This window comes from Brevundimonas guildfordensis, assembly GCF_014836405.1.
GTDB lineage: Bacteria > Pseudomonadota > Alphaproteobacteria > Caulobacterales > Caulobacteraceae > Brevundimonas > Brevundimonas guildfordensis.
Genome location: NZ_JACSQU010000003.1, coordinates 173,951 through 200,831 on the forward strand (window position 1 = coordinate 173,951; position 26,881 = coordinate 200,831).

General features: G+C 69.1%; 28 protein-coding genes. 10 read left to right on the top strand and 18 right to left on the bottom strand.

The features are described 5' to 3' along the window. Positions 1–215: 215 nt before the first annotated feature. The 4 genes from holA to H9656_RS12400 all read right to left on the bottom strand — a co-directional run bounded on the left by holA (position 216) and on the right by H9656_RS12400 (position 4,882). Complete coding sequence (gene holA, locus H9656_RS12385; RefSeq protein ID WP_191744572.1) at positions 216–1,268, bottom strand: DNA polymerase III subunit delta; 1,053 nt, start codon at positions 1,266–1,268, stop codon at positions 216–218. 10 nt (positions 1,269–1,278) lie between these two features. Then, entirely contained in the window at positions 1,279–1,743 is a 465-nt protein-coding gene (gene lptE, locus H9656_RS12390; protein WP_225212505.1) for an LPS assembly lipoprotein LptE, read from the bottom strand. A gap of 20 nt (positions 1,744–1,763) precedes the next feature. Then, positions 1,764–4,343 carry a leucine--tRNA ligase gene (leuS, locus tag H9656_RS12395; RefSeq protein WP_191744574.1) on the bottom strand — a complete coding sequence of 860 codons (2,580 nt, stop codon included), beginning with the start codon at positions 4,341–4,343 and terminating at the stop codon, positions 1,764–1,766. A gap of 86 nt (positions 4,344–4,429) precedes the next feature. After that, complete coding sequence (locus H9656_RS12400) at positions 4,430–4,882, bottom strand: DUF3576 domain-containing protein (protein ID WP_191744575.1); 453 nt, start codon at positions 4,880–4,882, stop codon at positions 4,430–4,432. Between the two features lie 351 nt (positions 4,883–5,233). Here H9656_RS12400 and H9656_RS12405 point away from each other — a divergent pair, with 351 nt between their 5' ends. Next, positions 5,234–5,638, top strand: coding sequence for an NtrZ family periplasmic regulatory protein (locus H9656_RS12405; RefSeq protein WP_191744576.1), 405 nt, complete (start codon positions 5,234–5,236; stop codon positions 5,636–5,638). Between the two features lie 3 nt (positions 5,639–5,641). On the opposite strand, the gene H9656_RS12410 is transcribed toward H9656_RS12405, so the two are convergent. Continuing rightward, positions 5,642–6,289: a thiamine phosphate synthase gene (locus tag H9656_RS12410; protein ID WP_225212506.1), complete on the bottom strand. Its 648-nt coding sequence runs from the start codon at positions 6,287–6,289 to the stop codon at positions 5,642–5,644. Between H9656_RS12410 and H9656_RS12415 the strand changes: the two genes are divergently transcribed. From H9656_RS12415 to H9656_RS14235, 4 genes are all read left to right on the top strand, one after another. Beyond that, positions 6,288–6,998: a YggS family pyridoxal phosphate-dependent enzyme gene (locus H9656_RS12415; RefSeq protein ID WP_191744578.1), complete on the top strand. Its 711-nt coding sequence runs from the start codon at positions 6,288–6,290 to the stop codon at positions 6,996–6,998. The two genes, H9656_RS12410 and H9656_RS12415, sit on opposite strands and share 2 nt — an antisense overlap. 62 nt (positions 6,999–7,060) lie before the next feature. Then, complete coding sequence (locus tag H9656_RS12420; RefSeq protein ID WP_191744579.1) at positions 7,061–7,747, top strand: response regulator transcription factor; 687 nt, start codon at positions 7,061–7,063, stop codon at positions 7,745–7,747. Positions 7,748–7,765: 18 nt separating this feature from the next. After that, a complete protein-coding gene (gene gcvA / locus H9656_RS12425; protein WP_191744580.1) occupies positions 7,766–8,707 on the top strand; it encodes a transcriptional regulator GcvA in 942 nt (313 codons plus the stop codon). 95 nt (positions 8,708–8,802) lie between these two features. After that, complete coding sequence (locus H9656_RS14235) at positions 8,803–8,925, top strand: hypothetical protein (RefSeq protein WP_263598626.1); 123 nt, start codon at positions 8,803–8,805, stop codon at positions 8,923–8,925. A 7-nt stretch (positions 8,926–8,932) separates the two neighbouring features. On the opposite strand, the gene H9656_RS12430 is transcribed toward H9656_RS14235, so the two are convergent. After that, complete coding sequence (locus H9656_RS12430; protein WP_191744581.1) at positions 8,933–9,841, bottom strand: hypothetical protein; 909 nt, start codon at positions 9,839–9,841, stop codon at positions 8,933–8,935. Between the two features lie 87 nt (positions 9,842–9,928). Here H9656_RS12430 and H9656_RS12435 point away from each other — a divergent pair, with 87 nt between their 5' ends. Continuing rightward, entirely contained in the window at positions 9,929–11,338 is a 1,410-nt protein-coding gene (locus tag H9656_RS12435; protein WP_191744582.1) for an SLC13 family permease, read from the top strand. Positions 11,339–11,345: 7 nt separating this feature from the next. On the opposite strand, the gene xth is transcribed toward H9656_RS12435, so the two are convergent. From xth to H9656_RS12450, 3 genes are all read right to left on the bottom strand, one after another. Next, positions 11,346–12,143, bottom strand: coding sequence for an exodeoxyribonuclease III (xth, locus tag H9656_RS12440; RefSeq protein ID WP_191744583.1), 798 nt, complete (start codon positions 12,141–12,143; stop codon positions 11,346–11,348). A 218-nt stretch (positions 12,144–12,361) separates the two neighbouring features. Continuing rightward, positions 12,362–13,003 carry a LolA family protein gene (locus H9656_RS12445; protein ID WP_191744584.1) on the bottom strand — a complete coding sequence of 214 codons (642 nt, stop codon included), beginning with the start codon at positions 13,001–13,003 and terminating at the stop codon, positions 12,362–12,364. A gap of 297 nt (positions 13,004–13,300) precedes the next feature. Further along, entirely contained in the window at positions 13,301–15,775 is a 2,475-nt protein-coding gene (locus tag H9656_RS12450) for an FtsK/SpoIIIE family DNA translocase (RefSeq protein ID WP_191744585.1), read from the bottom strand. A 163-nt stretch (positions 15,776–15,938) separates the two neighbouring features. Here H9656_RS12450 and H9656_RS12455 point away from each other — a divergent pair, with 163 nt between their 5' ends. After that, positions 15,939–17,192 (top strand): UbiH/UbiF/VisC/COQ6 family ubiquinone biosynthesis hydroxylase, encoded by a 1,254-nt coding sequence (locus tag H9656_RS12455; protein WP_191744586.1) that lies wholly within the window; start codon positions 15,939–15,941, stop codon positions 17,190–17,192. A gap of 162 nt (positions 17,193–17,354) precedes the next feature. Here the strand turns inward: H9656_RS12455 and H9656_RS12460 are convergent, their stop codons facing one another. The 4 genes from H9656_RS12460 to H9656_RS12475 all read right to left on the bottom strand — a co-directional run bounded on the left by H9656_RS12460 (position 17,355) and on the right by H9656_RS12475 (position 21,223). Continuing rightward, positions 17,355–17,549, bottom strand: coding sequence for a Trm112 family protein (locus H9656_RS12460; protein ID WP_003166576.1), 195 nt, complete (start codon positions 17,547–17,549; stop codon positions 17,355–17,357). 103 nt (positions 17,550–17,652) lie between these two features. Further along, positions 17,653–18,312: an LON peptidase substrate-binding domain-containing protein gene (locus H9656_RS12465; protein ID WP_191744587.1), complete on the bottom strand. Its 660-nt coding sequence runs from the start codon at positions 18,310–18,312 to the stop codon at positions 17,653–17,655. A 10-nt stretch (positions 18,313–18,322) separates the two neighbouring features. Beyond that, positions 18,323–19,222, bottom strand: coding sequence for a thioredoxin (gene trxA, locus H9656_RS12470; protein WP_191744588.1), 900 nt, complete (start codon positions 19,220–19,222; stop codon positions 18,323–18,325). A gap of 240 nt (positions 19,223–19,462) precedes the next feature. Further along, the gene (locus H9656_RS12475; RefSeq protein WP_191744589.1) at positions 19,463–21,223 is read right to left on the bottom strand and encodes a tetratricopeptide repeat protein; all 1,761 of its coding nucleotides are present in this window, start codon (positions 21,221–21,223) and stop codon (positions 19,463–19,465) included. Positions 21,224–21,636: 413 nt separating this feature from the next. On the opposite strand from H9656_RS12475, the gene H9656_RS12480 reads away from it, so the two are divergent. Next, positions 21,637–22,014: a hypothetical protein gene (locus H9656_RS12480; RefSeq protein WP_191744590.1), complete on the top strand. Its 378-nt coding sequence runs from the start codon at positions 21,637–21,639 to the stop codon at positions 22,012–22,014. Between the two features lie 89 nt (positions 22,015–22,103). Here H9656_RS12480 and H9656_RS12485 read toward each other — a convergent pair whose 3' ends face one another. After that, a complete protein-coding gene (locus tag H9656_RS12485) occupies positions 22,104–22,571 on the bottom strand; it encodes a prolyl-tRNA synthetase associated domain-containing protein (RefSeq protein ID WP_191744826.1) in 468 nt (155 codons plus the stop codon). 191 nt (positions 22,572–22,762) lie between these two features. On the opposite strand from H9656_RS12485, the gene H9656_RS12490 reads away from it, so the two are divergent. Further along, positions 22,763–23,503: a DUF6065 family protein gene (locus H9656_RS12490; RefSeq protein ID WP_191744591.1), complete on the top strand. Its 741-nt coding sequence runs from the start codon at positions 22,763–22,765 to the stop codon at positions 23,501–23,503. Between the two features lie 134 nt (positions 23,504–23,637). On the opposite strand, the gene H9656_RS12495 is transcribed toward H9656_RS12490, so the two are convergent. The 4 genes from H9656_RS12495 to H9656_RS12510 all read right to left on the bottom strand — a co-directional run bounded on the left by H9656_RS12495 (position 23,638) and on the right by H9656_RS12510 (position 26,087). Next, positions 23,638–24,192: a CC0125/CC1285 family lipoprotein gene (locus H9656_RS12495; RefSeq protein ID WP_191744592.1), complete on the bottom strand. Its 555-nt coding sequence runs from the start codon at positions 24,190–24,192 to the stop codon at positions 23,638–23,640. Positions 24,193–24,269: 77 nt separating this feature from the next. Further along, the gene (locus H9656_RS12500) at positions 24,270–24,902 is read right to left on the bottom strand and encodes a LysE family translocator (RefSeq protein ID WP_191744593.1); all 633 of its coding nucleotides are present in this window, start codon (positions 24,900–24,902) and stop codon (positions 24,270–24,272) included. A gap of 52 nt (positions 24,903–24,954) precedes the next feature. Further along, positions 24,955–25,515: a hypothetical protein gene (locus tag H9656_RS12505; RefSeq protein WP_191744594.1), complete on the bottom strand. Its 561-nt coding sequence runs from the start codon at positions 25,513–25,515 to the stop codon at positions 24,955–24,957. A gap of 104 nt (positions 25,516–25,619) precedes the next feature. Further along, complete coding sequence (locus tag H9656_RS12510) at positions 25,620–26,087, bottom strand: translation initiation factor IF-2 (RefSeq protein WP_191744595.1); 468 nt, start codon at positions 26,085–26,087, stop codon at positions 25,620–25,622. 189 nt (positions 26,088–26,276) lie between these two features. Here H9656_RS12510 and H9656_RS12515 point away from each other — a divergent pair, with 189 nt between their 5' ends. After that, positions 26,277–26,852 carry a NifU family protein gene (locus tag H9656_RS12515; protein WP_191744827.1) on the top strand — a complete coding sequence of 192 codons (576 nt, stop codon included), beginning with the start codon at positions 26,277–26,279 and terminating at the stop codon, positions 26,850–26,852. The last annotated feature ends 29 nt before the right edge of the window (positions 26,853–26,881 follow it).

Below are 26,881 nucleotides of genomic sequence, written 5' to 3' on the forward strand. Positions count from 1 at the left end.
GCAGGTGGGAGCGCGTCGGCTGGGTCCGATCAATGATCGAAGAGCGATCCTCTTTATAGAAAGCCGCTATATACGTTTATGTCAATATTGCGTGTTTGACGTGATCGGTGGCCGTTGGGGCCCTGACGAGAGCGGCCGATGCATCGACTGAGGCCTCTTTCCGGCCTCACGCTCGGGGGCGCGCCGCCGACCTAAAAGGTGAGAGAGCGACGGCGTTACAGCCCCATGCGCTTGGCGCGGGCGGCGATCTCCAGCAGGAGGCGTTCGGCGATCAGCGCCTCGGGCATCCCCGTGGTCTTGGTCATGACGTCGGCCGTGTTGACGCTGTCCATCACCTCATCGAGCAAGTCGAGCCGCCAGCCGCGCGCCTGGCGCAGCATTTCGGCCTCCTGCTTCCAGAAGACGCCAGCGGACTTGGCGGCCTCCTTCGCGCCCGCGCCGTTCGCCTGCAAGACGTTGATCCGGCGTAGCTTTCCGAGGTGGATCGAGGCCATGCGTACGGCCATGACGGCGCTTTCGCCCTCGGCCAGGGCGCGGCGCAGGCCCGCCTGGGCGGGGCCAGGGCGGCCGCCGAAGGCCTGTAAGGCGGCGTCGGATAAGGAGGCGTCCGGCTCGACCCCCAGATGGGCGTCCAGTTCTTCCACGTCGATGGTGCGGCCCGCTCCAGGACCGATATAGAGGATCAGCCGCTCGATCTCCTGACGCATCAGGCCGCGCTCGCGGGGCAGGCGGGCGACAAAGCGGTCCAGGGCGTCCGAGGTCAGGCCCACCTTGTCGACGCCCAAGGCTTCGCGCGTCATGCGGGCGACGTCGCCGACCTCGTCCTCGTAGCAGGCGATGGCGACCGCGCCCTGGGCCTTCTCGGCGGCCTTGCGCAGGGCGGATTCGCGGCCGAGCGCCCCGGCTTCGATGACCAGCATGGCGTCGGGATTGTAGGCGCCCTCGGCGTGGGCGCTCAGGGCGGCGGCGACGGCCTTGTCGACTCCGCCCTTGGCGTCGCCCATCCGCACCCGCACCAGGCGCCGCCCTCCGATCATGCTGAGCGCTGTCAGCGCCTCTTCCAGCCGCACCGGGTCGCCGTCGATATCGGCCTCGGTCAGCAGGGTGACGTTGAACGGGTCGTTCAGGTCCGGGGTGATCGTCTTGCACAGGGTCAGGGCGCGCTCGGTCACGCCCGAACGGTCCTTGCCGTGGATGACGGCGGCGCGAACGCCGGCGTCCGGGGCCTTCAGGAAGCGGTCGACGTCAGGCCGCCGGGACAGGATCATGCGGCGGCCTTCAACGCTCCGCCAGGACGCGCATCATGTCCAGGCGGATCAGGCGCGCCAGGTCGGCGGCGGCGCGGTCCTCGCCGTCCTGTTGGGCGGCGATGGCGGCGTACGGCTGGTCGGCGGCGGCGTAGGTGACCGTGGTCGTCTGTACGCCGGTGATCGGCTCGCCGCCCGCTACAGGCGCCAGCGACCAAGCGGCTTTGACCGTCAGCTCATAGCGGCTGGCGGTGTCGTCGATGCGCCGGCCCAACGGGCGGCGGCTCTGCTCGACCTCGGTCGCCAGACGGTACAGCGGCGCCTGGGCGCCGTCGCGGCCGAAGGCGTCTTCCAGCTGTTCGCGCAGGCGATAGCCCAGGCGGTCGTCCGGCGTCGTCACCGCGATGCGCGACAGGGCGCCGCTCACCCCGGCCTCGCCGTACAGGGGCGTAAAGCCGCAGCCGGACAGCAGAACCGTCCCGGCCAGAGCCAGCATGAGACGCCGGCCGCCGCGCATCAGCCGGCCACCAGATTGACGATACGATCAGGCACGACGACCACCTTGCGGATGCTGAGGCTGTTGGCGGCAAGGTAGGCCTGAACCGTCGGATTGGCGAGGGCCGCGGCCTCGACCGTGGCATTGTCCGAACCGCGCGGCAGGACGACCTCGCCACGCCGCTTGCCGCCGATCTGGACGGGCAGGGTGACCTGATCGTCGGCGGCCAGAGCCGGGTCATAGACGGGCCAGGGCGCGTCCAGAACCATTCCGGCCTCGCCCAGCTGGGTCCAGCATTCCTCGGCTAGGTGCGGCGTGAAGGGCGCCATCAGCCGCGCGAGGGCCGACAGGGCGGTCTTCTTGGCCTCGGCGCCCGCCTTGTCGTGGTGGCGGATGGTCGCCAGGAAGGCGTAGAGCTTGGCCACGGCCGAGTTGAAGCGGAAGTGCTCGACGCCCTCGCTGACGGCCTTGATGGCCTTATGCGTTTCGCGGATCAGGGCGGCGTCGGCATCGGCGTCGGCCGGCGCAGCGGCGTTGAACGAGGCGTACTCGCCCCAGACCCGCTGCACGAAGCGGGCGGCGCCCTCGACCCCGCCGGTCGACCACTGGATGTCGCGTTCAGGCGGGCTGTCCGACAGGATGAACAGGCGGCCTGCGTCCACGCCATAGGCGGCGATGATGTCCTGGGGCGCGACCACGTTCTTCTTGGACTTCGACATCTTTTCGATGTCGCCGATCGTCACCGGGGCGCCGGTCGACAGGCGGGTAGCGACGCGCTGGCCGTCCACCGTCTCGATGCGCACGTCCGACGGCTCGACCCAGCGCGGCTTGCCGCTGTCTTCATGGCCGTCGAAATAGGTTTCGTGGACCACCATGCCCTGGGTGAACAGGCCGGCGAACGGCTCCTTCACGTCCATCAGGCCGGCGTCCGACAGGGCGCGGGTGATGAAGCGGGCGTAGAGCAGGTGCAGGACGGCGTGCTCGACGCCGCCGATGTACTGGTCGACCGGCAGCCATTTGGCGGCGGCGGCCTTGTTGATCGGCTCGGCCGCCTTGGGATCGGCGAAGCGGGCGAAATACCAGCTGGAGTCGACGAAGGTGTCCAGGGTGTCGGTCTCGCGTCGGGCGGCGGCGCCGCACGACGGACAGTTGACGTGTTTCCACGTCGGGTGACGGTCCAGCGGGTTGCCCGGTACGTCGAAGGTGACGTCCTTGGGCAGTTCGACCGGCAACTGGTCAGCCGGGACCGGCACCACGCCGCAGGCCTCACAGTGGATGACCGGGATGGGGCAGCCCCAGTAGCGCTGACGGCTGACGCCCCAGTCGCGCAGGCGATAGATGGTCGCGCCTTCGCCCGTTCCGGCGGCCTCGATGCGGCGGACGGCCTCGGCCTTGGCGGTCTCGATGTCCAGACCGTTCAGGAAGTCGGAATGGAAGATGGCGCCGGGTCCGGTATAGGCCTCGTCGGCCACGGCGAAGTCGTCGCCCGCGCCTTCGGGGCGGACGACCGGGATCACCGGCAGATCGTATTTGCGGGCGAAGTCCAGGTCGCGCTGGTCATGCGCCGGGCAGGCGAAGATGGCGCCCGTTCCGTAGTCGGACAGAATGAAGTTGGCGATCCAGACCGAGACCTCGGCCCCGGTGAAGGGGTGGATGACCTTCAGCCCCGTGTCCCAGCCGATCTTCTCGGCCTGTTCGATGTCGGCCTGGCTGGCGCCGCCCTTGCGGCATTCGGCGACGAAGGCGGCGACCTTGGGGTCGGCCTCGGCCAGTTGCTTCGAGATCGGATGATCGGGGGCCAGACCCATGAAGCTGGCGCCGAACAGAGTGTCGGGGCGGGTGGTGTAGATCTCCAGCCCGTCCTCGAACCCGGCCGGGGCGACGCCCGCCCAGGCCCATTTCATCTGCAGACCCTTGGACCGGCCGATCCAGTTTTCCTGCATCAGGCGGACCTTTTCAGGCCAGCGGCCTTCCAGTTCGGCCAGGCCGTCGATCAGATCGTCCGCATACTGAGTGATGCGCAGGAACCACTGGTTCAGCTTGCGTTTTTCGACCACGGCGCCCGAACGCCAGCCGCGTCCGTCGATGACCTGTTCATTGGCCAGGACGGTGTTGTCGACCGGATCCCAGTTGACCACGCCGTCCTTGCGATAGACCAGGCCGCGCTTGAACAGCTCCAGGAACCAGGCCTGCTGCTTGCCGTAGTAGTCGGGGTCGCAGGTGGCGAATTCGCGGCTCCAGTCCAGTGACAGGCCCAGCAGCTTCAGCTGGTCGCGCATCGTCGCGATGTTGGACCAGGTCCAGTCGCCGGGGTGGACGCCGCGTTCCATGGCCGCGTTCTCGGCGGGCATTCCGAAGGCGTCCCAGCCCATCGGGTGAAGCACGTCGAAGCCTTGCGCCCGCTTCCAGCGCGCCACCACGTCGCCCATGACGTAGTTGCGGGCGTGGCCCATGTGGATGTTGCCCGACGGATAGGGGAACATCTCCAGCACATAGTATTTCGGGCGGCCGGTGTCGGCGTTGGACACCGAGAAGGCGTCGGCCTCGGCCCATCGGGCCTGCTGGCGGGGTTCGGCGGTCTTGGGCTCGTAGCGGGCCACGGCGTATCCTGAGGCGGCGCCTCAGGCGCAAAGCTTGAGGCGGGCCTGAGGACGCGTTTGAGACGAAAGGTGAGGCGGGGCCGGTCTTAGCGACGGGCCGCGTTGGCGAGGTTGAGCTGGCGCGCCTTGGTCAGGATGGCGTTCTCCAGATCGGTTTCGGTCTGGGCGGCGACCGGGGCGGAGACCCAGCCGCCCGCGGCGTCCTTGACTTCCTTGGTCACGGCGACGTTCAGGGCGTCGGCACGCAGGCGGCGGTCCAGGATGAAGACGGTGGCCTTGAAGCGCTCGTTCGGCGTCTGCGGATTGACGTACCAGTCATAGTTGACCACGCCGCCCCACGGATCGGCGCTGGCCAAAGGCATGAAGGAGAGGGTGTCGAGGGTGGCGCGCCACAGATAGGCGTTCACGCCGATGCCCAGCTGGGCCTCCATGGTGGGCGCCTTATCCTTGGAGCCGCCGACGAAGGGCAGGCTGGAGCAGCCGCCGAGCAGCAGTCCCGAGGCGATCAGGGCGACCGCAGCGCCGCGAACAAGAGCCATTCCATAGTCTCCGTAAAGGGATCGACGACATACGACGGAACCTGCAACGGGACCCGATAAGGGGACCCGTCGAAGAGACCGCACGCGCACGCGTCGCAGCGACGCTCTATAACACGCTGAAAAGGGGCTATGACAAGGCGAAGCGGCGTTCCGTGTCGCCAATAACGAGCGTAAAAGATCGTAACGGCGTGACGAAGGCGCCACAGGCGGGCCCGGAGTCGCTTCAAACCGCTATCGTTCAGCTTCCTTGCGTTGACCCGGACGCCCCAGTCCATATCTTATCCCCAGGTCGCCTTTGCGGCCGGTCAAAAAACGATCGACGGCTCAAGTCGGTCTTCTCAGGTGGGTTGAATGCGTTTCGTCGCCGTCATCGCTGCATGCGTGGGCGCCCTGGCTTTGGCCGGGATGACGAACGACGCCTCAGCGCAGACGCGCGCCCGCACGCCGTCCGTCAGTCTCAGCGATATCGCCGCCCAGTCCTCGACGGCGCCAGCGACCCCGGCCCAGCGCCGCGGCCTGCGCTGGAACGAGAACGGCCGTTGGGGTCTGAACTTCAACCTGAGCCAGCCGGTCGGCCGTGAAGCTGACTGGGGCGACGTCGAGGCCGGGGCCTATTACCGCCTCAGCCCGCGCTTGCGCGTCGGCGCCGCCGCCAACCTGGCCTCGCCCGAAGTCGACCCCGCCCGCGCCCCTGAAAGCGCCGCCGACCGTCGCGCCGCCCCGCGCGTGCGGCTCGAGACCATCTTCAAGTTCTAAGCCCTAGCCGGCGAACGCCGTCTGGATCGCCCCCACGCCCGCCAGCCCGCACGCGCCCGTCGACGCCAGCCGGGAGGCGTTGGCCGCCGTGATTCCGCCCAGAGCGTAGACCGGGCAGGGGGCCAGGGCCGCCAGAGCTGAAAACCCCTCGACCCCCAACGCGGGCTTGGCCGCCGAGGCGCCGCCTGCCGGAAAGACCGGCGACAGAACCAGGGCGTGCAGATCCCGCGCGCCCTGCACCGCCTCTGCAGAATGCGCGGCGCCGGTCAACAACCAGTCCGGCCGCCGTCCCGACAGGGCGTAGGCGGCCGACAGCGCCCGTTCGGGCAGATGCACGCCGTCCGCCTCGATCCGCTCGGCCAGTTCGGCGTCCAGACCCACCAGCAGCCGCACCCCGGCCGTGTGCGTCGCTTCGCGCAGACGCCGCCCGGTCTCCAGTCGATCGCTCGCCCCAAAGTGACGGAAGACGACGCCTGCGCCGGCGGGCAGGCGGGCGGCCGTCTCCCACGGGCGGGGCGTACGCGCCGGGTCGGTGAAGAACAGCAGGGGCGGCAGGGGGCGGCCGGCCTGCGGCCCCGTCCGGGCCAGGGAGCGTGCTGCGTCCCACAGGCTTTGCGCTTCTTCGGACAGGGTGTCAGACAGGGGCATCATGACCGTCCCTAATCCTCCATCAGCCGTTTCGTCCATCGCTGAGCGTTTCGACCAGGTGCGGGGACGCATCGTCGAGGCGGCGATGGCGGCGGGGCGCGACCCGGCTTCGGTCGTCTTGACCGCCGTGTCCAAGACTCAAGGGCCCGAGGCGTTGCAGGCCGCGCTGGACGCTGGGCAGCGCGTGTTCGGCGAGAATCGGGTGCAGGAGGCGCAAGGCCACTGGGCGGCCCGGCGCGCCGCCCTGCCGGATCTGGAACTGCGGTTGATCGGGCCGTTGCAGACGAACAAGGCGCTCGAAGCGGTCGAACTGTTCGATGTCATCGAGACGCTGGATCGCGAACGCCTCGCCGCCGCGCTCGCCGCCGCCATGGCGCGAACGGGGCGCCGCCCTGGCGTGCTGGTTCAGGTCAACACCGGCGCCGAGCCGCAGAAGGCCGGGGTCCTGCCCGCCGACGCCGACGCCCTGATCGCCGTCGCTCGCGATCAATATGGCCTCAAGGTCGAGGGCCTGATGTGCATTCCGCCTCTTGAAGACGACCCCGCGCGGCATTTCGCCCTGCTGGCGGCTGTCGCCGCACGCAACGGCCTGAGCGTGCTGTCGATGGGCATGAGCGGCGACTACCAGGCGGCCATTGCGGCGGGCGCGACCCATGTTCGGGTCGGTTCAGCCCTGTTCGGGGAACGAAATAAAGCGCCGGCGCCCTCTTAGGACGCAATATCCTGTCCGGCGCCCTTGGCGTTCGGCCCAAGCCTCGCCATTCTAAAGAGACCATGCGCACGCCCAAGACCATTCTGATCATCGACGACGACGACGACCTGCGCGAGGCCCTGGCCGAGCAACTGGCGCTTCACGAGGAATTCCGCCCGGCCCAGGCCGCGACGGCGACCGACGGCGTGCGTCAGGCCAAGGAGTCGCGCGCCGACCTCATCCTGCTGGATGTCGACCTGCCCGACATGGACGGCCGAGAGGCCTGCCGTCTGATCCGCAAGGCGGGCGTGTCGACCCCGGTCATCATGCTGACGGCGCAGTCGTCGGACTCCGACGCCATTCTGGGCCTCGATTCCGGCGCCAATGACTACGTCACCAAGCCGTTCCGCTTCGCCGTCCTGCTGGCGCGCATCCGCGCCCATCTGCGCAGCCACGAACAGTCCGAGGACGCCGTCTTCCAGGTCGGCCCTTATGAGTTCCGTCCGGCCTCCAAGCTGATGGTCGACGACAAGGGCAAGAAGGTCCGGCTGACGGAAAAGGAAACCAACATCCTCAAGTATCTCTATCGCGCCGGGGCCAAGCCGGTGTCCCGCGAAGAGCTGCTGACCGAGGTGTGGGGCTACAACGCCGGGGTCACCACCCACACGCTGGAAACCCACATCTACCGCCTGCGTCAGAAGATCGAGGCCGAGCCGGGTCAGGCGCGGCTGCTGCTGACCGACGCCGGCGGTTACCGCCTGCAACCTTGATCCTGGCCTGACCTGCCCATGAGCGAGCGTCGCCCGACCCCGCCGCTGGTGGCGCTTCGGGCGTTCGACGCAGCGGCGCGCCACGGCAGTTTCCGCGAGGCGGCCGAGGAGCTGGGCGTGACCCCCGGCGCCGTCAGCCGCCATGTGAAGGCGCTGGAGATGCGGCTGGGCCTGCGCCTGTTCGATCGCTTCAACCGGTCGGTTCGGCTGACCGCCGACGGCGTGCGCCTGGCCCAGGGCGTCGCTGACGCCTTCGAACGGCTGGAAAGCGCTCTGGACGCCGTGCGGCCTGGCCGGTCGCGTCAGCTGCGGATCAGCGCCCTGCCGTCCCTGGCCAGCAAATGGCTGTCCCCGCGTCTGCATCGGTTCAGCGAGGAGAACCCCGACCTGGACCTGATCGTCTTCGCCGAGGACCGTCTGGTCGATCTGTCGCACGGCGAGGCCGACGTGGCGCTGCGCTACGGCGAAGGACCGTATCCCGGCCAGACGGCGCGGCGATTGCTCGATGAGCGGCTCATCCCGGTCTGCGCGCCGTCCTTCGCCGCGGCCCGACAGCTGAACCGGCCCGCCGACCTGCTGGACGTGGTGCTGATCCATGAGACCTGGCACGACATGCCCTACGCCGACCGCCTGGGCTGGAGGGCCTGGTTCGAGAGCGCCGGCGTCGATGATCCGCGCGTGCATCACCTGCGCGGGCCGCACTTCAGCCATAGCCATCTGGCCTTGGAGGCGGCCCTGTCGGGTCGGGGCGTGGCCCTGACTTCCGCCCCGCTGGCGGCGGACGACTTGCGCGAAGGGCGGCTGATCCAGCCGGTCGATCACGCCCTGACCAACAATCTGGCCTATTGGGCGGTGGTCCTGCCCGAGCGCGCCGACGAACCGAAGCTACGGCGTTTCCTCAACTGGATAGCGGCTGAATCACGGCCGGATCGCGACGCGAATGCGGATCGGGTGACTTAAGATCACTCGAGGCGGCTGAACCGTGGTTTGTCCTCTGCGGCCGCGCTTCCTATCTTGAGACCATTCGGAACTCCCCCGCCGAAAGGAACTCAATCATGAAACTCGTGCATCCGCGCGTCTCGAGCTTTTCGTTCGAAGGCGTCGTCGTCTTCACCGGCAGCGTCACCCTGATCCTGCTGGGCGTCCTGGCCGGCGCCGCGCTGGTCGGCGCAGCCTGAGCCTAGATCAACGCGGGCGCCATTCGCTGAGAAGGGCGCCCGTGGCTCCATCCTCGAAGGCCAGCCGGTCCAGCCGCAGGGCGGCGACGCAGACCGGACGGCTTTCAGCGTCCTGCTGGACGCAGTGGACGGCCTTGCCGTCCGAGAAGGCGGTCAGCCGGCCTTCCAGCCGCAAGGCGTAGCCGCCCGGCGCCGGCGTCGGCGCCACGCCCTTTTCCCCTCGAATGACATGCACATAGGCCTGGCCCGGACGGCGGCCCAGGCGAGAGCCGCCGGTCTCGAACACGGCGGCCAGTCCCGCGCTGCGTTCCGGTTGGACCATGGACGGCGACGCGACGGTCTCAACGGTCTTGATCTCGACCGCCTCTCCTTCGGCGGGCGTCTTGTCCGCCATTGGAGCCGGGGAGGGCGCGGAGGCGGCCGCACCGACGGTCTGGCGTGACGCGGTCGGGCAGCCATCCAGGCTGCTCCATGGCCGGGCGATCCAGAAGCCCTCGACCGCCTCCCACTTTTCGCCGGCGCCTTCGCGGGCCGCCGGAACCAGGGCTGACCCGCTCAGATCTTCTGGCGTGACCGTCAAGGTCAGGCTTCCATCCGCATTGCGCGCCAGGCGGGGCGTCCCGGCGCCTGCCCCATCGACCTTCGCCTCGCCGCCGCAGCCGAACGGCAGGCGCACCGACACGGTTCGGCCGGTCAGGACCGCGTCGCGCTTCTCGCCGTCGGCCAGAGCCGTTCCGGCTTCGGTCAACGCCGCCAGCAGGGCGGCGCGGTTCAATGTGGAATCCAGTACGACCGTCGGCGGCGGAGCCGGCTCGGTCGGCGCAGCCGGCTCCGGCTGGCGCTGGCACCAGGTCAGAAGCGGCAGGGCCGCCGCCAGGGCGAGGGGCGCGGCGAGGCGGGTCGTTGTGATCGACATGGAACCAGCCTAACACGGGAAACGCTGATTGGCGCCCCGACCCGTGACTGCGGTCGAGGCTGGGCTGCAAAAGGGGGTCTCGCGCGGGTGACGCTGGACCAGATTATCGCTCTCATCGTTCTGGTCGCTGTGGTCGGGGTGATGATCCACGGTCGGATGCGGTCCGACGTGGTCGCGCTCAGCGGCGCGGCCGCCCTGTTGTTGTTCGGCGTGGTGCGGCCGGTCGAGGTGCAGAGCGCCTTCGCCAGCCCGGCCGTCATCGCCCTGGCGGGCCTGTTCGTCATCGCCTACGCCATCGAGCTGTCGGGGCTGCTGGGCCTGATGATCCGCAAGGCGACGGGGCTGTGCCGGCGCTTCGGCGCCACCGGCATCTGGGTGGTGATCGGACTGTGCGGCTCGGTCGGCGGCTTTCTGAACAACACGCCGGTGGTGGTCCTGGCCGCGCCGGTGGTGCGCGACATGGCCAAATCGCTGAAGCTGTCGCCCAAGCGCTTCCTGATGCCGCTCAGCCATGTGACGGTGATGGGCGGCCTGCTGACCCTGATCGGCACGTCGACCAACCTGCTGGTCAACGACATGGCGCGCAATGCGGGCCAGCCGGTGTTCAGCCTGTTCGAGATCACCCCTGTGGGCCTGGTCATCGCCCTGGTCGGCGGGCTTTGGCTCTATTTCGTCGGCGCGCGCCAGCTGGGGCGAACGGCGGGGGCGGAAGAGGCCGCCGAGGCCGAGCGCGAGCGTCTGGCCGCTGAAGCCGAGGCCGCGCGCCGGTCGGGCCGCAGTCGGTGGCGACTGCCCTTCAGTCTGCCGTCGCTGACCGCCTTTGGCGAAAGCCGATCGCGCGACGGCACAGGCGACGCCCATCTGGGGGATATCGACCTCTACGCCTCGGCGGACCGTCCGTTGCAGTGGAAGCGGGCGCTGATCGCCCTGGCGGTCTTCGTCCTGGTGGTGGCGGCGGCGGGCCTCGGCGTCGCGCCGATCGCGGCGGCGGCCTTCGCAGGCGCGGTGGCGCTGATCCTGCTGGGCGTGCTGACGCCGGAAGAAGCCTACTCAGGCCTGAAGCCGGACATCCTGCTGCTGATCGCCGGCATGGTGGTGGTCGGCACGGCGATCGAGGTGACGGGGCTGGCGGCGCAGGGCGCGGGCCTGCTGATCGAGGTGATCCGTCCGTTCGGGCCGCTGGGCGCCCTGATCGTGCTGTACGGCGTGACCCTGTTCGCCACCGAGCTTCTGTCCAACGCCACGGTGGCCGTGCTGGTGACGCCGATCGCCGTCGCCCTGGCGGACAGCCTGGGCGTGGATGCGCGGCCCTTCCTGGTGGCGGTGATGATGGCCGCCTCGGCCGCCTTCGCCACGCCCTTCGGCTATCAGACCAACGTCCTCGTCTATCAGATGGGCGGCTACAGCTACATGGACTTCGTCCGCGTCGGGGCGCCGCTGAACCTGATCACCTGGGCGGCGGCCATGGTCGCCATCCCGATCTTCTTCCCGTTCTGAGGCGGGATCAGACGTCCAGATCCATGACGACCGGGGCGTGGTCGCTGGGCCGTTCCCATTCGCGCACGGTGTCCAGAATGCGGGCGCTGCCCTTGACCACGGCGGGCGTCAGGCCCGGCGACGTCCACAGGTGGTCGAGCCGCAGGCCCCGGTTGGACTTGCGGAAATCCTTGGCGCGGTAGCTCCACCAACTGGCCAGCTTGACCGGATCGGGGATCTGGTCGCGGAGCACATCGGTGAAACCGCCGGCGTCCTGCAGCCGGTACAGGGTCTCGACCTCGCCGGGGGTGTGGCTGACCACCTTGGACATGAAGCGGTGGTTCCAGACGTCGTTCTCGCCCGGCGCGATGTTGAAGTCGCCGGCCAGGACCAGAGGGCGCTGGCGGTCGCGGGTCTTCATCTCGGCGGTCAGCCGTTCATAGAAGTCCATCTTGTGATCGAACTTGGGGTTCAGCGCCCGATCCGGCAGGTCGCCGCCCGCCGGGATGTAGAAGTTCTGCACCTCCACCCCTTCGACCACGGCCGAGACGCAGCGGGCGTGGCCTTCGCGGCAGACGTCTAGCTTGGGGCTGTCGAGGATGGGCAGGCGGCTGGCGATGGCCACCCCGTGCCACCCCTTCTGACCGCCGACGCGCAGGTAGGGCAGCCCCATGTCGATGAAGGCCTGCCGCGGAAACTGGTCCTCGGTGCATTTGATCTCCTGCAGGCACAGGACGTCCGGGGCGTGTTCAGCGACGAAGCGGGCGACCTGATCGATGCGCAGGCGGACCGAGTTGATGTTCCAGGTGACGATGCGAAGGCTCATGACCGGGCCTTAGCAGGTCATGGCGCCGGGGTCTAAGCGCCACGAAAAAAGCGCCCGGAGCAGCGTCCGGGCGCATGAAGTTCGTCTCTCTCGCCGCCAGGCGGGGATGAATCCGTGGCGGGCGGGACGGCCGCCGCCGTCCTGTGCTCAAAGTGTCACGGCCTATGAAAAAGGTCAAACCGTCACAAATTCGCCCTGCTTCCTTGTCTGGCGATGGATCAGTTGCGACGGTTTCGCCGTGTCGGGTCGCGCAACTGGAACAGGCTGGCGGCCAGGCCAGGCGCGGGCTGCAGGGTCGTCAGCTGCACCCGCGTGCGCGACCCTTGCGCGTCGGTGATCGTCCACTCCTGCAGGCGCACAGGCGATCCGGCGAAGGCCAGGATGACCGACCCCTCGTTGGGACGACGCGCGTCGCGGGCGGTTATGGCGAAGGCGCCGGAGTCCATGCGCGTCACGCGGTCGATCTTGACGCCCTGATCCAGTCGGACCTCGCGCGCCAGGAAGGTCGAAAGCGGCGTCTGGCCCAGCGGCGCCTGGCGGAAGACGTTTAGGCGCGGGTCCCAGCGGCTGACGTTGTTGCCGTCGGCCACCACCAGCAGGCCCGCGGGCTCGGTGTATTCGAACCGCATCTTGCCGGGGCGTTGCAGATAATAACGGCCGGTGCGGCGTTGATTGTTCGGCCCGGTCTCGACGAAGGCCCCCTGAGCCGTCGTCATGGCGGTCAGATAGGTCTGGGCCTGACGCAGCACGGCCTGATCCTCGGCGGACAAACCGGCCTGCGCCAGGACAGCGGCGGGGGCGGCGGCGAGCGCCACCACGGCGGCGGAGCCGAGACCAAAGGCGCGGCGGGAAATGCTCATGTCTTTTCTTCTCCCGTTCTGAACGGTTTTGGACCCGATCAGGTTGAGCGCTGCATCCGGCAGGCTGATGACGCCAGCCTGACCATATTCCGGCGCTCCGATGAAGCGGCGTTCATTGATTAAGTGTCCTAGCGCTCGCCGCGCGGCGGCTCGCTGCTTGAGGACGTGAGGCGTTTAAGCGTCGATTGAAGCGCACGGTTCCCAAGGGGGCGCTCGTGGTTAGCGCTGAAGCAGCGAGCGAACGCGTCGCGAGCGATAGCGCTGGCGGCGCAGCCGCCGCTTCGGCCGCCAGGCCGATCACACCATGGGAGGAGGACCGGCCAGCACCTCGCGCTTTCCGGCGTGGTTGGCCGGGCTGACGACGCCTTCCTGCTCCATGCGTTCGATCAGGGTGGCGGCGCGGTTGTAGCCGATCTGCAGGCGGCGCTGGACGTAGGAGGTCGAGGCCTTGCGGTCGCGCGTGACCACGGCCACGGCGCGGTCATACAGGTCGTCGCCGGTGCCGCCGCCTTCATCGCCCATGGCGCCGTCGCCGTCGCCGTCGGGCTCGTCGGTGATCAGGTCGAGGTATTCCGGCTCGGCCTGGGCCCGCAGGTGTTTGCAGACCTCTTCGACCTCCTGGTCGCCGACGAAGGGGCCGTGCAGGCGGGTGATGCGTCCGCCGCCAGCCATATAGAGCATGTCGCCCTGGCCCAGCAGCTGCTCGCCGCCCTGTTCGCCCAGGATGGTGCGGCTGTCGATCTTTGACGTGACCTGGAAGCTGATCCGGGTCGGGAAGTTGGCCTTGATGGTGCCGGTGATGACGTCCACCGACGGGCGCTGGGTGGCCATGATCAGGTGGATGCCCGCCGCGCGCGCCATCTGGGCCAGGCGCTGGACGGCGCCCTCCACGTCCTTGCCCGCGACCAGCATCAGGTCGGCCATCTCGTCCATGACTACGACCAGATAGGGCATGGGTTCGGGGCGGATTTTCTCGGACTCATAAACCGGGCGGCCCTGTTCGTCGAAACCGGTCTGGACCGTGCGCTCGAAATGCTCGCCCTTTTCCTGCGCCTCGCGGGCGCGCTCGTTGTAGCTGGCGACGTTGCGGACGCCGAGCTTGGACATCCGGCGATAGCGGTCCTCCATCTCGCGCACGGTCCACTTCAGGGCCACGACCGCCTTCTTGGGATCGGTCACGACCGGCGCCAGCAGGTGCGGGATGCCGTCATAGACCGACAGCTCCAGCATCTTGGGGTCGATCATGATGAAGCGGCACTCGGCGGGCGAGTGGCGATACAGGATCGACAGGATCATGGCGTTGACCCCGACCGACTTGCCCGAGCCGGTGGTGCCCGCGATCAACAGGTGGGGCATTCGCGCCAGATCGGCGACATAGGGCTCGCCGCCGATGGTCTCGCCCAACGCCAGCGGCAGCAGATGGCTCTTCTTGTCGTATTCGCCCGACGCCAGCAGGTCGCGCAGGAAGACCGTCTCGCGCTTGGCGTTGGGCAATTCGATGCCGATGGCGTTGCGGCCCTGAACCACGCTGATGCGGCAGGCGCGGGCCGACATGGAGCGGGCGATGTCGTCGGCCAGGGCCACGACGCGGCCGTGCTTGACGCCGGGCGCGGGCACCAGTTCATACAGGGTGACGACGGGGCCGGGGCGGATCTGGTCGATCTGGCCGCGCACGCCGAATTCCTGAAGCACGCCCTCCAGCATCTTGGCGTTGGCCTTCAGCGATTCCTCGTCGACGGCGCCGCCGCGCTGGCCCGGCTTGGCCAGAATGCCCAGCGGCGGCAGTTCGAAACCGCCTTCGCCCGCGAAATCGAAGGCCTGCTGGTCGGCGTCGCTGCGGACGGGCTTGGGGGCCTTGACCGCCGCGACCTTGGGCTCGGCCGGGCGGCTGGGGCGGGCGGAGGGCGGGGCGATGGGGGCGGGCGCCGCGTCCTCCCACGGCGGAGTATAGGCGTCGGCTTCGTCGGCTTCATCATAGGCGGCTGCAACCGAAGCCGCCGGGGCGGGCGTAGTCAGAGGACCGTCGGCCTCCATCTCGTCCGCCTCGGGCAGGCGATGGCGCGGCTTGCGGGCCGGGGCGGCGGCTTCGGCGACGGCGCGCGGGGTCTTGCCGGGCTTGGCGGGTTTCGGCTTCTTGGCGGCGCGGGCTTCGGCGCCCTTCTGGGCGGCCCAGCCGGCGGTGTCGGTGAAGTCGCGCAGGCGCAGGCCCACGGTGTAGGCCAGGCTCCACAGCGCCAGCGCCAGGAACAGCAGGCCCAGAATGATGCGCGCGCCGGGGACCTTCAGCGCGCCCAGACCATTGGCGGCCAGGCCGGTGACGGCGTCGCCCCACAGTCCGCCCATGCCCGCCGCCAGCGGCCATCTGGCGGGCGCCGCCGGGGCCGATAGGGCGGCCGACAGCAGCAGAACGCCAGCTATGGCGCAGAAGATCTTGAACGGCGTCGGCTGCAGCCGGTGCTGCAGAGCGTCGCCGATCGCCACCGCCAGCCCGAAGGCGATCAGCAGCAGGACAGCCGGCCATGCGGCCAGCCCCAGCGACTGCATGACCAAATCGGCGAAGGTCGCGCCCGCCGCGCCCAGCCAGTTGGTCGGGGCCTGGGCGGATGCAGCGTTCCAGCTGGGGTCCGCCGGGTTCCACGAGATCAGCGCCACCAGCAGCAGGGAGGCCAGCATGGCCTGCAGCGCCCCCCTGAACCGCACGGCGAAAGGCGCCGCCCAGACGATGCGGGCGGTGCTCCAGACGCGTTGACCGAGCGCAAGGGCGGCGGACATGAAGGCGGACCTCCGAAAACGGGACTCTGGCCCCTTGTGCCGCCCAGAAGGTTAAAGCGGCATTTACCAGCTTGGCCTTTGCAAGCGGCGATGAGCCCTTATGTCCCAGGACGCTCGCGGGCTTGCGGTGGCGTGATGCGCGATAGGGGCCTAGAACATCACCATGAGCGGATCGGACGACTACGACATCATCATCGCCGGCGCCGGGCTGGTCGGGGCGACCTTTGCGCTGGCGGCGGCGCAGGGCGGCCTGCGCCCCGTCATGGTGGACCCTCAGCCCTTTGACGCCCAGATGGCCCCGACCTTCGACGGGCGGGCCACGGCGATCTCCTACGCCAACTTCCGCATGTTGAAGGCACTGGGCCTGGGCGAGGCGTTGGAGCCGCACGCCTGCCGCATGGACCGCATTCTGGTGACCGACGGCCGCCGCCCCGGCGCCGCCAGCCGCAAGCCTTCGGCGTCCTATATCCGCTTCGACGCCGACGAGATCGGCGATCGCAACGGCGGCGAGCCGCTGGGTTATATGGTCGAGAACCGCCGCCTGCGCGCCGCTTTGGCCGAGCTGGTCAAGGCGCAGGGGCTGGAGGTCCGCGCCCCCGCCGCCGTAGATGACGTGGCGGTCGGGCCGGGCCGTGCGACGGTGACGCTGAAGGACGGGTCGACCCTGTCGGCGCCGCTTGTGATCGGGGCCGAGGGCCGCAACTCCACCGTGCGCCGGGCGGCGGGCATCGACGTCTTCGGCTGGACCTATCAGCAGAGCGGCGTGGTCTGCACCGTGCGCATGGAGAAGCCGCACGGCAACGTCGCCCATGAGTATTTCCTGCCGGACGGCCCCTTCGCCATCCTGCCCCTGACGGAGAACCGGGCCAATCTGGTCTGGACCGAAAGCACCCGCCGGGGCGAGGCCCTGCGCTCGGCCTCGGACGAGGCCTTCCACGCCCATCTGACGCGCCGCTTCGGCGACTTCCTGGGCGGGCTGACGATCGAGGGACCCCGCTTCGTCTACCCCCTGTCGCTGCAACTGGCTGAGAGCCTGACCGCGCCGCGCATGGCCATCATCGGCGACGCGGCCCACGGGGTGCACCCGGTGGCGGGGCAGGGGCTGAACATGGGGCTGAAGGACGTCGCTGCCCTGTCCGAGGTGCTGACCGAGGCCGCCCGCATCGGCGAGGACATCGGCTCGGAACTGGTGCTGGAGCGTTACGCCCGCTGGCGCCGGTTCGACACGGCGGCGCTGGCGGCGGGCTTCGACGGCTTCGTGCGGCTGTTCTCCAATGACATAGCCCCGGTGCGGCTGGCCCGCGACCTGGGCATGGCGGCGGTCAACCGCATCGCCCCCCTGCGCCGCGCCTTCATGCATGAGGCGGGCGGGGCGACGGGGGATCTGCCACGGCTTCTCCGAGGAGAAGCGCTTTAAGAGAGGCCCTAGCGCTCGCCGCGCGGCTTCTCCTCCCCATGAAATGGGGAGGTGGATCGGCGGCGCAGCCGACGAGACGGAGGGGCCGCTTGGTTCCGCCGTCCTGGCCCCTCCACCACTTCGTGGTCCCCCTCCCCATTGCATGGGGAGGAGAGCAGGGGCTCAGTCCAGCGGGCGGGCGTCTTCGGCCAGCATGATCGGCACGCCGTCGCGGATAGGGAAGGCCAGTTTGGCGCCCGCCGAAACCAGTTCGTTGCGCTCGCGGTCATAGGTCAGGCGGCCGCGCGTGACCGGGCAGACCAACACCTCCAGCAGGCGGGGATCGACCGAGACGGGGGTGTTGAAGGCGTCGCTCATGATTTTAAGTGCCCTATCGCTCGCGCCGCGGGCGCTCGCTGCTTGAGGGCGCCGGGCGCCCCACTCTGTTGGCCGTGTGTTTATCGCGTCGAGCTTGCCGAGACTACTGCATCGCCGGACCCGGCTCGTCGTCGTCGGGGGCGATGGCTTCGATGCGGAGGAGGGCGGTCAGGGCGGCTTCGCGGTCGGTCAGGGTCAGTGCTTCCAGCAGGGCCTGTTTCTCGGGCGCCTCGAAGGGCAGGCCCATCGCCAGGCTGTTGACCAGCGCCTCCTGAGGCGCAGCGCGGGCGGTGTCCCAGTCGATGTCCAGACCGCGCCCGGACAGATAGGGCGCCAGGGCCGAGAGGAAGGGCTCGCGGTCGAAGGCCTCGTCGGGATCGGGCGCGCGCAGGTCCGACTCATAGGGCAGGAAGTCGGCGCGGACCTGGCGATAGGGGGTGCGCACCTGCATCTCGGTCGCCACGGCGAAACGACACACCCCGGTCAGGGTGATCAGATAGCGCCCGTCCGAGGTCTCGGCGAAGCTGGTGATCCGCCCGGCGCAGCCGACGCGGGTCAAGGGCGGGTTCTCGCCCGCGGCGCCGACCGGCTGGATCAGGCCGATCATCCGGTCGCCCGCCATCGCATCGTCCACCATGTTCAGATAGCGCGGCTCGAACACGTTCAGCGGCAGCTGGCCCCGCGCCAGAAGGATGGATCCCGGCAGAGGAAAGACCGGGATCACCTGGGGAAGTTCGCTGGCCTTGACGTAGCCCTGAGCCATGATCGCGCCGTTACGAGAACAGGATGGAGGACAGGCGCCGTCGTCCGTCGCGGGCGACTTCGCTGTTGGGGCCGGCGGCCTCGAATACGGTCAGCAACTGCTTGCGGGCGGCCTGTTCGTTCCAGTCGCGGTCCGCCTGGACGATGGTCAGCAGGTGGTCGACCGCCCCCTTGAGGTCGCCCGCCGAGGCGAGGGCCTGGGCCAGGTCGAACCGGGCCTCGTGGTCGTTCTTGTCGGCGGCGAGCTTGGCCTCCAACTCGGCGGTCGCGCCGGTCGGGGCGGCCGAGGCGAGCGCCAGCTGGGCGCGCACGGCCTGGACTGCGGGATCGGCGGAGTCGGCCGGAGCCATGGCGATGGTCTGGGCCGCCTGTTCGGCGTCGCCCTCGGCCAGATAGACGCGCGCCATGCCGGCGATGGCCTTCTGGTTGTCCGGCTCCATCGTCAGCACATGGGCGAAGGCCTGGGCGGCGCCGCCCAGATCATTGAGGGTCAGGGACTCCTCGCCCAGCGACAGCAGCTGTTCGACGTCGGTATTGACGCCTTCGCCGCCCGTCAGCTTGTCGATGAAGGCCTTGATCTGGCTGTCGGGCACGGCGCCCTGAAAGCCGTCGACCGGCTGGCCGTTGACGAAGGCGTAGACGGTCGGGATCGACTGCACGCGCAGCTGGCCCGCATAGGCCGGGTTGGCGTCGACGTCGATCTTGACCATCTTCACCGCCCCCTTGGCGGCGCGCACGGCCTTCTCCAGCGCAGGGCCCAGCGTCCGGCACGGCCCGCACCAGGTCGCCCAGAAGTCGACGATGACCGGCTGATGCTTCGAGGCCTCGACCACGTCCTGCATGAAGGTGGCGTCCGTGCCGTCCTTGATCAGGTCGGGAGGCGTGGTCAGCGACGGGTCGGCGAAGGTCATGGTCGGGTCCGCATAGGAGTCGAAGGAAGATAACGGATCAGATGGCGTCGGGATGCGTGCGCATCAAGCCGCAAGCGCGCGCTGCCGCACGCGAAGGCGACGGAAGCGAAAAAATAGAGTCCAATTCGTCTGAATCGTCTGAAATCTCCCGGTGAGAAGACCAGTCTACCACAGACGCAGAGGGGGGATGGTCGATGGCGGCCCGGTATCCTTCTTCCGAAAGGGAGAAGGGCGGCAGACCTACAGCCGGTCCATCCTCAGCCAGCGGGCGTCGCCCAGCCAGGCAGTCTTCAGCGCCTGATCGGCGGCGGCGGCTTCGGCGGCGCGGCCCTGGGCGGCCTCGGCGCGAGCCAGGCCATACAGCGCCCAGCCGTTGTTCGGGGTCTGGGCCAGGGCCAGGCGGAAGGCTTCGGCGGCCTGATCCGGGCGACCGGCCTGATACAGGGCGGCGCCCAGCGACTGAAGCACCGGATAATACCAGTAGGCCGGTTCCGTGTAGGGCAGGGCCGCTTCCAGATCGGCGGCGCGGCGATAGTGGCCGGCCGCCTCGGCCGAGCGGCCGCGCGCCATCGCCATCCGCCCGCGCGCCACGGCCTCGGCCAGGGTCAGCAACTCCGGCGCCGGCACGCCCTGTTCGACCATGGCGGTAAAGGCGCCCGAAGCTTTCAGCGCGTTCATCGCCGCCAATTCGCGCTCGAACCGTCTCTGATCGCGCAGTCGGGCATAGGCGACGGCGCGGGCGTAGTGGCGCATGGCGACGGCGTAGGGCAGGCGGGCGTCGGCCTCGGGCTCCGCCAGGATCGCGCGTGGTTCGGCGAACTGGGCCAGGGTCTGATAGGGGGCGGCGTCGATCAGCTGGACCCAGGCGATGCGGGCTGAAGTGTCGGGGTCCAGCACCGTGCGCAGACGCCTCGCCTCGCTCAGGGCCGTGTCCATGTCGCCAGCCATCTGGGCCGAGGCGACGATGAAGTGGATGTTGTGCGGATAGTAGCCGTAGCGGACTAGGCTCTCGTCGCCCGTGTCGCGGATGAAGGCCTCGTCCGCCCGCGCCGCCGCGACGTTCAGGCGGATGGAGTCGGCGTAGCGGCCGCGTCGGACGTAGATGTGACCCGGCATGTGCACCAGATGGCCGGCGCTGGCGGGCCGGGAGGCGGCCAGGCGGTCGGCCGCCACCTCGGCGCGCGCGGGATCGGCGGCCTCCATCAGGTGGATGTAGAGGTGAGCCGCCTGCGGGTGATCGGGGGCGCGCGCCAGCACCGTTTCGATCAGGCGGATCGCGTCGCCGATGCGGCCGACGGGGGTGCGCTGGTCCGCCGCCCAATAGTTCCATGGCGTGGTGTCCATCGCCGCCTCGGCGGCCAGGACGGCGATGTCGTCATCGGTGGGAAAGCGGGCGGCGACCGCCAGCATGGCGTCGGCATAGGCGGCGTCGAGCGCGCTGCGGTCGGCCGCCGGGTCGTCCGAATAGCGCAGGGCCAGGGCCTCGATCAGCGCCTGTTCGCGCGGCCCGGCCCGGTCGCGCAGGGCGAGGGCGCGGGTCATGGCGGTCAGCGCCGCCTCCCGGTCGCGCGCGTCCATCGGGGCGTTGATGTTGGGGCCCAGCGCCATCGCCTCGCCCCACCAGCAGGCGGCGCACTCGGGGTCGCGGCCTTGCGCCTCGCGGAACGAGCGCACGGCCCCGGCGTGATTGAAGCCGTAGGCCAGCATCAGTCCCTGGCTGAAATAGGCTTGGGCCTCGGCGTTGTCGGTGGTCGCCTTGAACGGCGAGGCGGTCAGGTCGGGATAGAGGGGGATGGGCTGCGCCCGGCTGGCGGGCGCGGCGACGGCTGAGGCGACCAGCAGACTGCGGGCCAGGGGGCCGCCGGTCGCCGCGCCGCAGACGCCGAACAGACGGACGGGACGCAGCGCGGCCGCTGTGTCCGACGACGGCAGGGCGGTCATCGGCCCCGCCAGAACCAGACCGGCGCCGCCCACGGCGAAGGTTTTCCACAACACGCTCATGCACCGTCCCCCTTTAGCGGGTCCGAGGCCGCGAACATGCATTGGGCGCGACGCGGCGCAGAGATGAAGAACGGCGATATTATTCGCTATCGCGCCGCTTAGACAGAGCGATTCAGGGAAACGGAACTTTCTCGCGCTGGAGGCCGCAGCAGCGGGCGGGTGAAGGGTCTGCTAGGGGTGGACAGCGGAAGGTCAGCGCCGCACGGTGAGGTATGCGGTCTTCAGCCATCACAACCCTCGCAGCCTCCATCGCAGCCCTCGCGGCGTGTTCTGCGCCGGCTGCCAACGCGCAACCAGCTTTGGAGCAAGGCTTCTCTGGCGCCCTGCGTGGCTGTGAGGAATGGATTCTAAATCCAGAAAGCTGGATCGACGGCCCCGCTCCCTTTATCGCAACAGTAGGCCTGGGCGACACGATGGGGCTGGTTGCCAAGGTCGACGAGGCGTCGCTCCCGCCTCCGGCCTTGCGTCGCGGAAACCGCTACTGGCGCATCAACTCGACCGAGACCGCCGGCTATGTGTTGGTCGTCTCGGACCAGACGCCCATGTGCCACATCACCGGCGGCGGAAATGTTGATCTGCAGCCCGCAGTGGAAGCCGTCCTGACGTCTGCAGGCTTCGCCAGCCGCTGGGAAACGGTCCGGAAGACCGAGCGGCGCGACATGGCGACGACCACGTTTAGGAACCGGACTGATCCGTCCCTGTCCGCAGTCGTCAGTCGGGCGAAACGGCCGGGCGAGAGGCTGGACCGCGTCCAGGTCTTGGTGACGGCGACGTACGACACGCAGAACTAAGACTCTGCTTTCGATGCCGCGCGCGAACGTCCGCAACGGGTCGAAAGCAGACTTAGGGCCAAATCCTTGAAACGGACGCCCGCCTCCACTCAGTCCAGGGCGTCAAAGTCCACGATGATCGGCTCCCGCTTCAGCAACGCCAGCACCTGACGGAAGCTGTCCTGGCTCAGGGCGGTGGTGGCGGTGTTGGTCAGGGGGTGGAAGTTGACGACAGCCGCCTCCCACAGACGCCGGTCCAGCACGAAGGTCACGCGGCGGTCGGTGTCGTTGATGAGGCCCAGCGCCGTGACCGAGCCGGGACGCACCCCCAGCGTCTCCCACAGCAGGGTCTCATTGCCGAAGGACAGGCGGTCCGAGCCCATCGCGCGGTGCGCCCGCTTGAGGTCGATGAACGTGTCCTGAGCCGCCGAGATCAGCCACAGCCGGCCCTTCTTGTCCTTGAGGAACAGGTTCTTGGTGTGGACGCCGGGCAGGGCGGCCTTCAGCTCCAGCCCTTCCTCGACGCGGAAGACGGCGGGGTGGTCGTGGGTGGTCTGCGCGATCCCGTGTTCGGCCATCCAGTCCAGCAGGCGGGCGCGGTCGTAAGCGGGTTCGGGCGCGGGTTCGGGGGCGGGCGAAGTCGGGGTTTGCGCGGCGGCGTCGGGGATGGCGGTCATCTCGGTCTTGTCGGGCGGGCGGCGAGGGCGATAGGGGAGAGGGGCGACCCTCAGGGTCGTCACTTCATTCGTCAAGCTTGGGGAGCCGCGTCTTGGAACTGGAATGCTATCCGATGAATGCGCGTCCGTGCGACCTGGCGCCGGGCCGCCAGTCGCGCAACTGGATGGACGCCTTCGCCAGTCGGCACCCCTATCGCTGTCTGCCGCTGACGATGGCCAACACCACGGGCTGGGAGATCCTGTGCCCGTTCGGCTTCACCGCCGAGTGGAACGGCGGGCCGTCGCAGAACGACATCACCATCACGCCCGACCGGCATCAGCCGGAGATGGACCACTTCGTCAGCTCGCACTTCTCGCGCGGGGTGCTGACCATGCACCCGCAGTATCTGTTCCGCACCCCGCCGGGTTGGGGCCTGATCGCGCAAGGGTCGCCCAACCACGTCAAGGACGGCATCCAGCCGCTGAGCGGCCTGATCGAGACCGATTGGCTGCCGTTCCCCTTCACCATGAACTGGATCTTCACGCGCCCGGGTCGCATCCGCTTCGATAAGGGCGAGCCTTTCTGCTTCATCCTGCCGGTCGAGCACCGCAAGGTCGAGCAGTTCGAGCCGGTGATCCGTTCGCTGGAATCCAATCCCGGCATGAAGGGGCAGTTCGACGCCTGGAACCGGTCGCGGACGGACTTCAACACCCGCCTGGCCTCGGGCGATCCGGATGCGGCCAAGGAGGCGTGGCAGCGCTTCTACTTCAAGGGCGAGGTGCCCGAGGCCCTGGGCAAGGCGCCAGCCACCCACGCGAACAAGCGCCGCCTGAAGAATCCGCGGGTGGGGTAAGGCGCGGGCTTCACCTCCCCATTGCACGGGGAGGAAAGAAAACGCCCGCCTCCGGTGACGGAAGCGGGCGTTGTCATCTTTGCCGTCCGTCGCCGCTCAAGCAGCGAGCGACCGCGTCGCGAGCGTAGCGGCCCTTAAGAAGTCGGCCGCATCACGCGCGGTCCGAGGTTGGTGATGACTTCGCGGGCGTCGAAGGCGTTCATGTCGCCGGCGGGCTTGGCGCCTCGCCCCATGACGATTTCAGCCGTGGCCTCGTAGCGGTCGACCTGGCGGATGTCGCGATCCCGGCCCCAGAAGGGGTCCCAGGTGCTCCAGTAGCCGCGCTGGTAGAAGCGCCAGGACGGACTCCAATACGGACCGTAGCGGTTGTAGTAGAAGGGGTCCGGCGTCGTGTAGAAGCGCGTGTCGCGGTCGGTGGCGCGGGTGACGGTGGCGAACCAGTCATAGCCGTTTTCGACCGTCAGTTCGGCCGAGCGCAGCAGCAGGGACATCTCGACCTGATCACGCGAGGTGACGGAGTTGCCCGAGAAGCTGACCGCGTAACGGTTGGCTTCCAGGCGCTGCTCGGCGTAGCCGCCGCGCTGGCCGTTCATGCCGGCAGGTTGGTAGGGGGTGGCCGTCGCGCACGCGCCGAGGGCAAGCGCGCCCGCCAAGGCGATCAGCACCGGGGTCTTGCGAAGCTTGATCATGGACATCTCTCCTTGAGCGTTCAGTGAACGCCCGTCGGTCTGAACGAGGGGTGAACGGCCAAGTTCCAAAACGCACTTCACAGACGCGAGACGATCAGGACGGCGGCCAACAGCAGAAGACACCCGACGACTATGCCGAAGCCTTTGCGGAAACGCGGCGCGGTCATCTGTCGCGCCAACGCCGCCCCGCCCAGGCCGTAGCCGCTCATCGACAGTCCATCCATGCCGACCGTGGTCACCGCGAACAAGGCCAGCTGAGGCGCCAGCGGTCGATTGATGTCCAGGAAGGGCGGCAGGACGGCGGTGAAGAAGAGGATGGCCTTGGGGTTGGCGATCTGGACCATGAAGCCGTCGATCAGGGCGCTGCGCCCGCGCTTGACCTCGATGTGCGAAGGCTCGGCGGCGGTGGCGAAGGCGCCGCGCAGGGCCTTGACCCCTAACCATGCGACGTAGAGGGCGCCCAGGACGGCGATGATGCGGAAGACCTGGGGGAAGGCGATCACCAGTGCGCCCAGGCCCAGGGCGGCGGCGCCGAACCAGACCAGGGTGGCGCAGTTCATGCCGACGACGGCGGTCAGGGCGGCGGCCTTGCCCTTCTCCATGCCGGTGGCGACGGCGAAGATGTTGGCGGGACCGGGCGTCACCGCCATCACGGCCATGACGCCGACAAAAGCCAGATACAGATGCGGATCGACAGGAAGCGCGGCCATGAGGCCCTTTCGAGCGCATCGGCCGCCGCGTCAAGCCGTCGCAGTCGTCGGCTCAGGCGCCAGAGGGAATCGGCGGGACGGGCGGCGCGGGGGGCGTGGCCAATGCGGCCGCCCCGACCTCGTCCAGGGCGTCCAGGGCCTGGTCCACGCCGTACTGGGCGACCAGCCCATAGGTGACCATGTGCTCCGGGTCGGCCTGGGCCCAGGCGCCGTTGCTCGACAGGCCCTCGATCAGCGGGGCGATACCGTTCGTGGCCTCGCGCACGATGGCCTCGACATCGACTTCAGCCAGGGCGGCCTCGGCGATCAGCCCGGCCTGGCGCGTCGCCTCGGCGGTGAAGTCGGCGACGTGGGGCTGATACTCCGACCAGAGGGCGGCGACGCGCAGTCCCTTCTGGGTTTCGCTCAGGCTCTCGTCGGCCTGGATGCGTTCAGCCCTGGCGTTGAACTCTTCCATCTTCTGCTCGAAGACGCCGGCGGCGGACTCCAGACGCAGTTCGGCCGAGGTTTTCTGGGTTTCGGCCACGGCGGCCGAGACCGGCAGCAGCGCGAGGGCGGCGGCCAAGGACAGGGGGATCAGAGGGAGGGGGGCGAGAGAGAGGGCGCGGACCATAGCGAGGCTCCTTCGGCGGACGCCGGCAAGGTCCGCCCAAGGGCCCGCGCGCTCAAGTGAAATCGCGGTAAGGCGCCGGGGCGGGCGCCTTACCTGCCGTTCGATCAGTCCGCTGCGGCGGGAGCGGTCGGGGCGGCCACGGCCTGGGCGACGGCCTGGCGGATCTGGGCCGGAACGGCGCGGATCTGGGCCGGGGCGGCCTCGGCGGCGGCCAGGATCTGGTCCCTGTTCTCAGCGTTCTCGGGCTTCTCGGCGAAGGTGCGGAAGAAGGCGCCCAGTTCGTCGGCGAAGGCGTTGAAGGTCGGCTCGTAGCGCGTGATGATGGCGTCGGCGCGCGTCTGCTTGGCGGCCGCATCCAGAGCCGGGTCCTCGATCACGGCGTCCAGTTCGGCCTTCATGCGCTCGGCCTCGGCGTTGAACGCTTCGCCCTTGGCCTGGAAGGCGGCCTCCTCGGGCGAGGGGGCGGGCTGGGCGGCGGGCGCAGCGGGGGCGGTCTCCTGGGCGGAGACGATGGCGGGGGCGGCGCAGACGGCCAGGGCCGCAGCAGCGGCAGCGAAGGTCAGGCGAGACATGACGGGGGCTCCGGCAGGCGACGGGCGCGCGCCCGTCAAATAAGAACTCGCCGGCCGGGAGCGACCGGAGATGGTCGTCACGGTGAGGCCGCCGAAGTCAAAGCGCAAGCGAGACCTTGCATGAAGCCGCGTCTGGGCCCGGGCGCGCGACCTCTTGAACCCGCGCGCCGCAGGGCGCATCTGCGGGTCATGTTCATCCAGACCGAAGCCACTCCCAACCCGAACGCCCTGAAGTTCCTGCCCGGCCGCGACGTCGCGGGCGAACAGGCGCTGGAATATCGCACCATCGACGAGGCGGCGGCCTCGCCTCTGGCCGAGGCGCTGTTCGAACTGGAGGGCGTCGAGGGCGTGTTCTTCGGCGCCGACTATGTTTCGGTCACGCGCGCGGCGGACGGCCCGGACTGGACGGCGATGAAGGCGCCGATCCTGTCGGTGGTGATGGATCACTTCGTCTCGGGGGCGCCGCTGGTGCGCGCCGGCGCCGAGACAGGGCGGGACGGCGCCGCTCAGGATGATGGAGCGCCCGACAGCGAGATCGTGGCCGAGATCAAGGGGCTGCTGGACACCCGCATCCGTCCGGCCGTGGCCCAGGACGGCGGCGACATCCTGTTCGACCATTTCGACGAAGCGACCGGGGTGCTGCGCCTGCGGATGCGCGGGGCCTGCGCCGGTTGCCCGTCCTCCTCGGCGACGTTGAAGGCCGGGGTCGAGCAGATGATGCGCCACTATGTTCCCGAAGTGACCAGCGTCGAGCAGGTGCTCTGAGGCCCCCACCGATCTGTTTCACATGAAAC

Bases quoted from the DNA above. Each gene is read 5' to 3' on its own strand.
- holA (WP_191744572.1), bottom strand. From the start codon at position 1,268: ATGATCCTGTCCCGGCGGCCTGACGTCGACCGCTTCCTGAAGGCCCCG.
- lptE (WP_225212505.1), bottom strand. From the start codon at position 1,743: ATGCTGGCTCTGGCCGGGACGGTTCTGCTGTCCGGCTGCGGCTTTACG.
- H9656_RS12400 (WP_191744575.1), bottom strand. From the start codon at position 4,882: ATGGCTCTTGTTCGCGGCGCTGCGGTCGCCCTGATCGCCTCGGGACTG.
- H9656_RS12405 (WP_191744576.1), top strand. From the start codon at position 5,234: ATGCGTTTCGTCGCCGTCATCGCTGCATGCGTGGGCGCCCTGGCTTTG.
- H9656_RS12415 (WP_191744578.1), top strand. From the start codon at position 6,288: ATGACCGTCCCTAATCCTCCATCAGCCGTTTCGTCCATCGCTGAGCGT.
- H9656_RS12410 (WP_225212506.1), bottom strand. From the start codon at position 6,289: ATGATGCCCCTGTCTGACACCCTGTCCGAAGAAGCGCAAAGCCTGTGG.
- H9656_RS12420 (WP_191744579.1), top strand. From the start codon at position 7,061: ATGCGCACGCCCAAGACCATTCTGATCATCGACGACGACGACGACCTG.
- gcvA (WP_191744580.1), top strand. From the start codon at position 7,766: ATGAGCGAGCGTCGCCCGACCCCGCCGCTGGTGGCGCTTCGGGCGTTC.
- H9656_RS14235 (WP_263598626.1), top strand. From the start codon at position 8,803: ATGAAACTCGTGCATCCGCGCGTCTCGAGCTTTTCGTTCGAAGGCGTC.
- H9656_RS12430 (WP_191744581.1), bottom strand. From the start codon at position 9,841: ATGTCGATCACAACGACCCGCCTCGCCGCGCCCCTCGCCCTGGCGGCG.
- xth (WP_191744583.1), bottom strand. From the start codon at position 12,143: ATGAGCCTTCGCATCGTCACCTGGAACATCAACTCGGTCCGCCTGCGC.
- H9656_RS12445 (WP_191744584.1), bottom strand. From the start codon at position 13,003: ATGAGCATTTCCCGCCGCGCCTTTGGTCTCGGCTCCGCCGCCGTGGTG.
- H9656_RS12450 (WP_191744585.1), bottom strand. From the start codon at position 15,775: ATGTCCGCCGCCCTTGCGCTCGGTCAACGCGTCTGGAGCACCGCCCGC.
- H9656_RS12455 (WP_191744586.1), top strand. From the start codon at position 15,939: ATGAGCGGATCGGACGACTACGACATCATCATCGCCGGCGCCGGGCTG.
- H9656_RS12460 (WP_003166576.1), bottom strand. From the start codon at position 17,549: ATGAGCGACGCCTTCAACACCCCCGTCTCGGTCGATCCCCGCCTGCTG.
- H9656_RS12465 (WP_191744587.1), bottom strand. From the start codon at position 18,312: ATGGCTCAGGGCTACGTCAAGGCCAGCGAACTTCCCCAGGTGATCCCG.
- trxA (WP_191744588.1), bottom strand. From the start codon at position 19,222: ATGACCTTCGCCGACCCGTCGCTGACCACGCCTCCCGACCTGATCAAG.
- H9656_RS12475 (WP_191744589.1), bottom strand. From the start codon at position 21,223: ATGAGCGTGTTGTGGAAAACCTTCGCCGTGGGCGGCGCCGGTCTGGTT.
- H9656_RS12480 (WP_191744590.1), top strand. From the start codon at position 21,637: ATGGGGCTGGTTGCCAAGGTCGACGAGGCGTCGCTCCCGCCTCCGGCC.
- H9656_RS12485 (WP_191744826.1), bottom strand. From the start codon at position 22,571: ATGGCCGAACACGGGATCGCGCAGACCACCCACGACCACCCCGCCGTC.
- H9656_RS12495 (WP_191744592.1), bottom strand. From the start codon at position 24,192: ATGATCAAGCTTCGCAAGACCCCGGTGCTGATCGCCTTGGCGGGCGCG.
- H9656_RS12500 (WP_191744593.1), bottom strand. From the start codon at position 24,902: ATGGCCGCGCTTCCTGTCGATCCGCATCTGTATCTGGCTTTTGTCGGC.
- H9656_RS12505 (WP_191744594.1), bottom strand. From the start codon at position 25,515: ATGGTCCGCGCCCTCTCTCTCGCCCCCCTCCCTCTGATCCCCCTGTCC.
- H9656_RS12510 (WP_191744595.1), bottom strand. From the start codon at position 26,087: ATGTCTCGCCTGACCTTCGCTGCCGCTGCTGCGGCCCTGGCCGTCTGC.
- H9656_RS12515 (WP_191744827.1), top strand. From the start codon at position 26,277: ATGTTCATCCAGACCGAAGCCACTCCCAACCCGAACGCCCTGAAGTTC.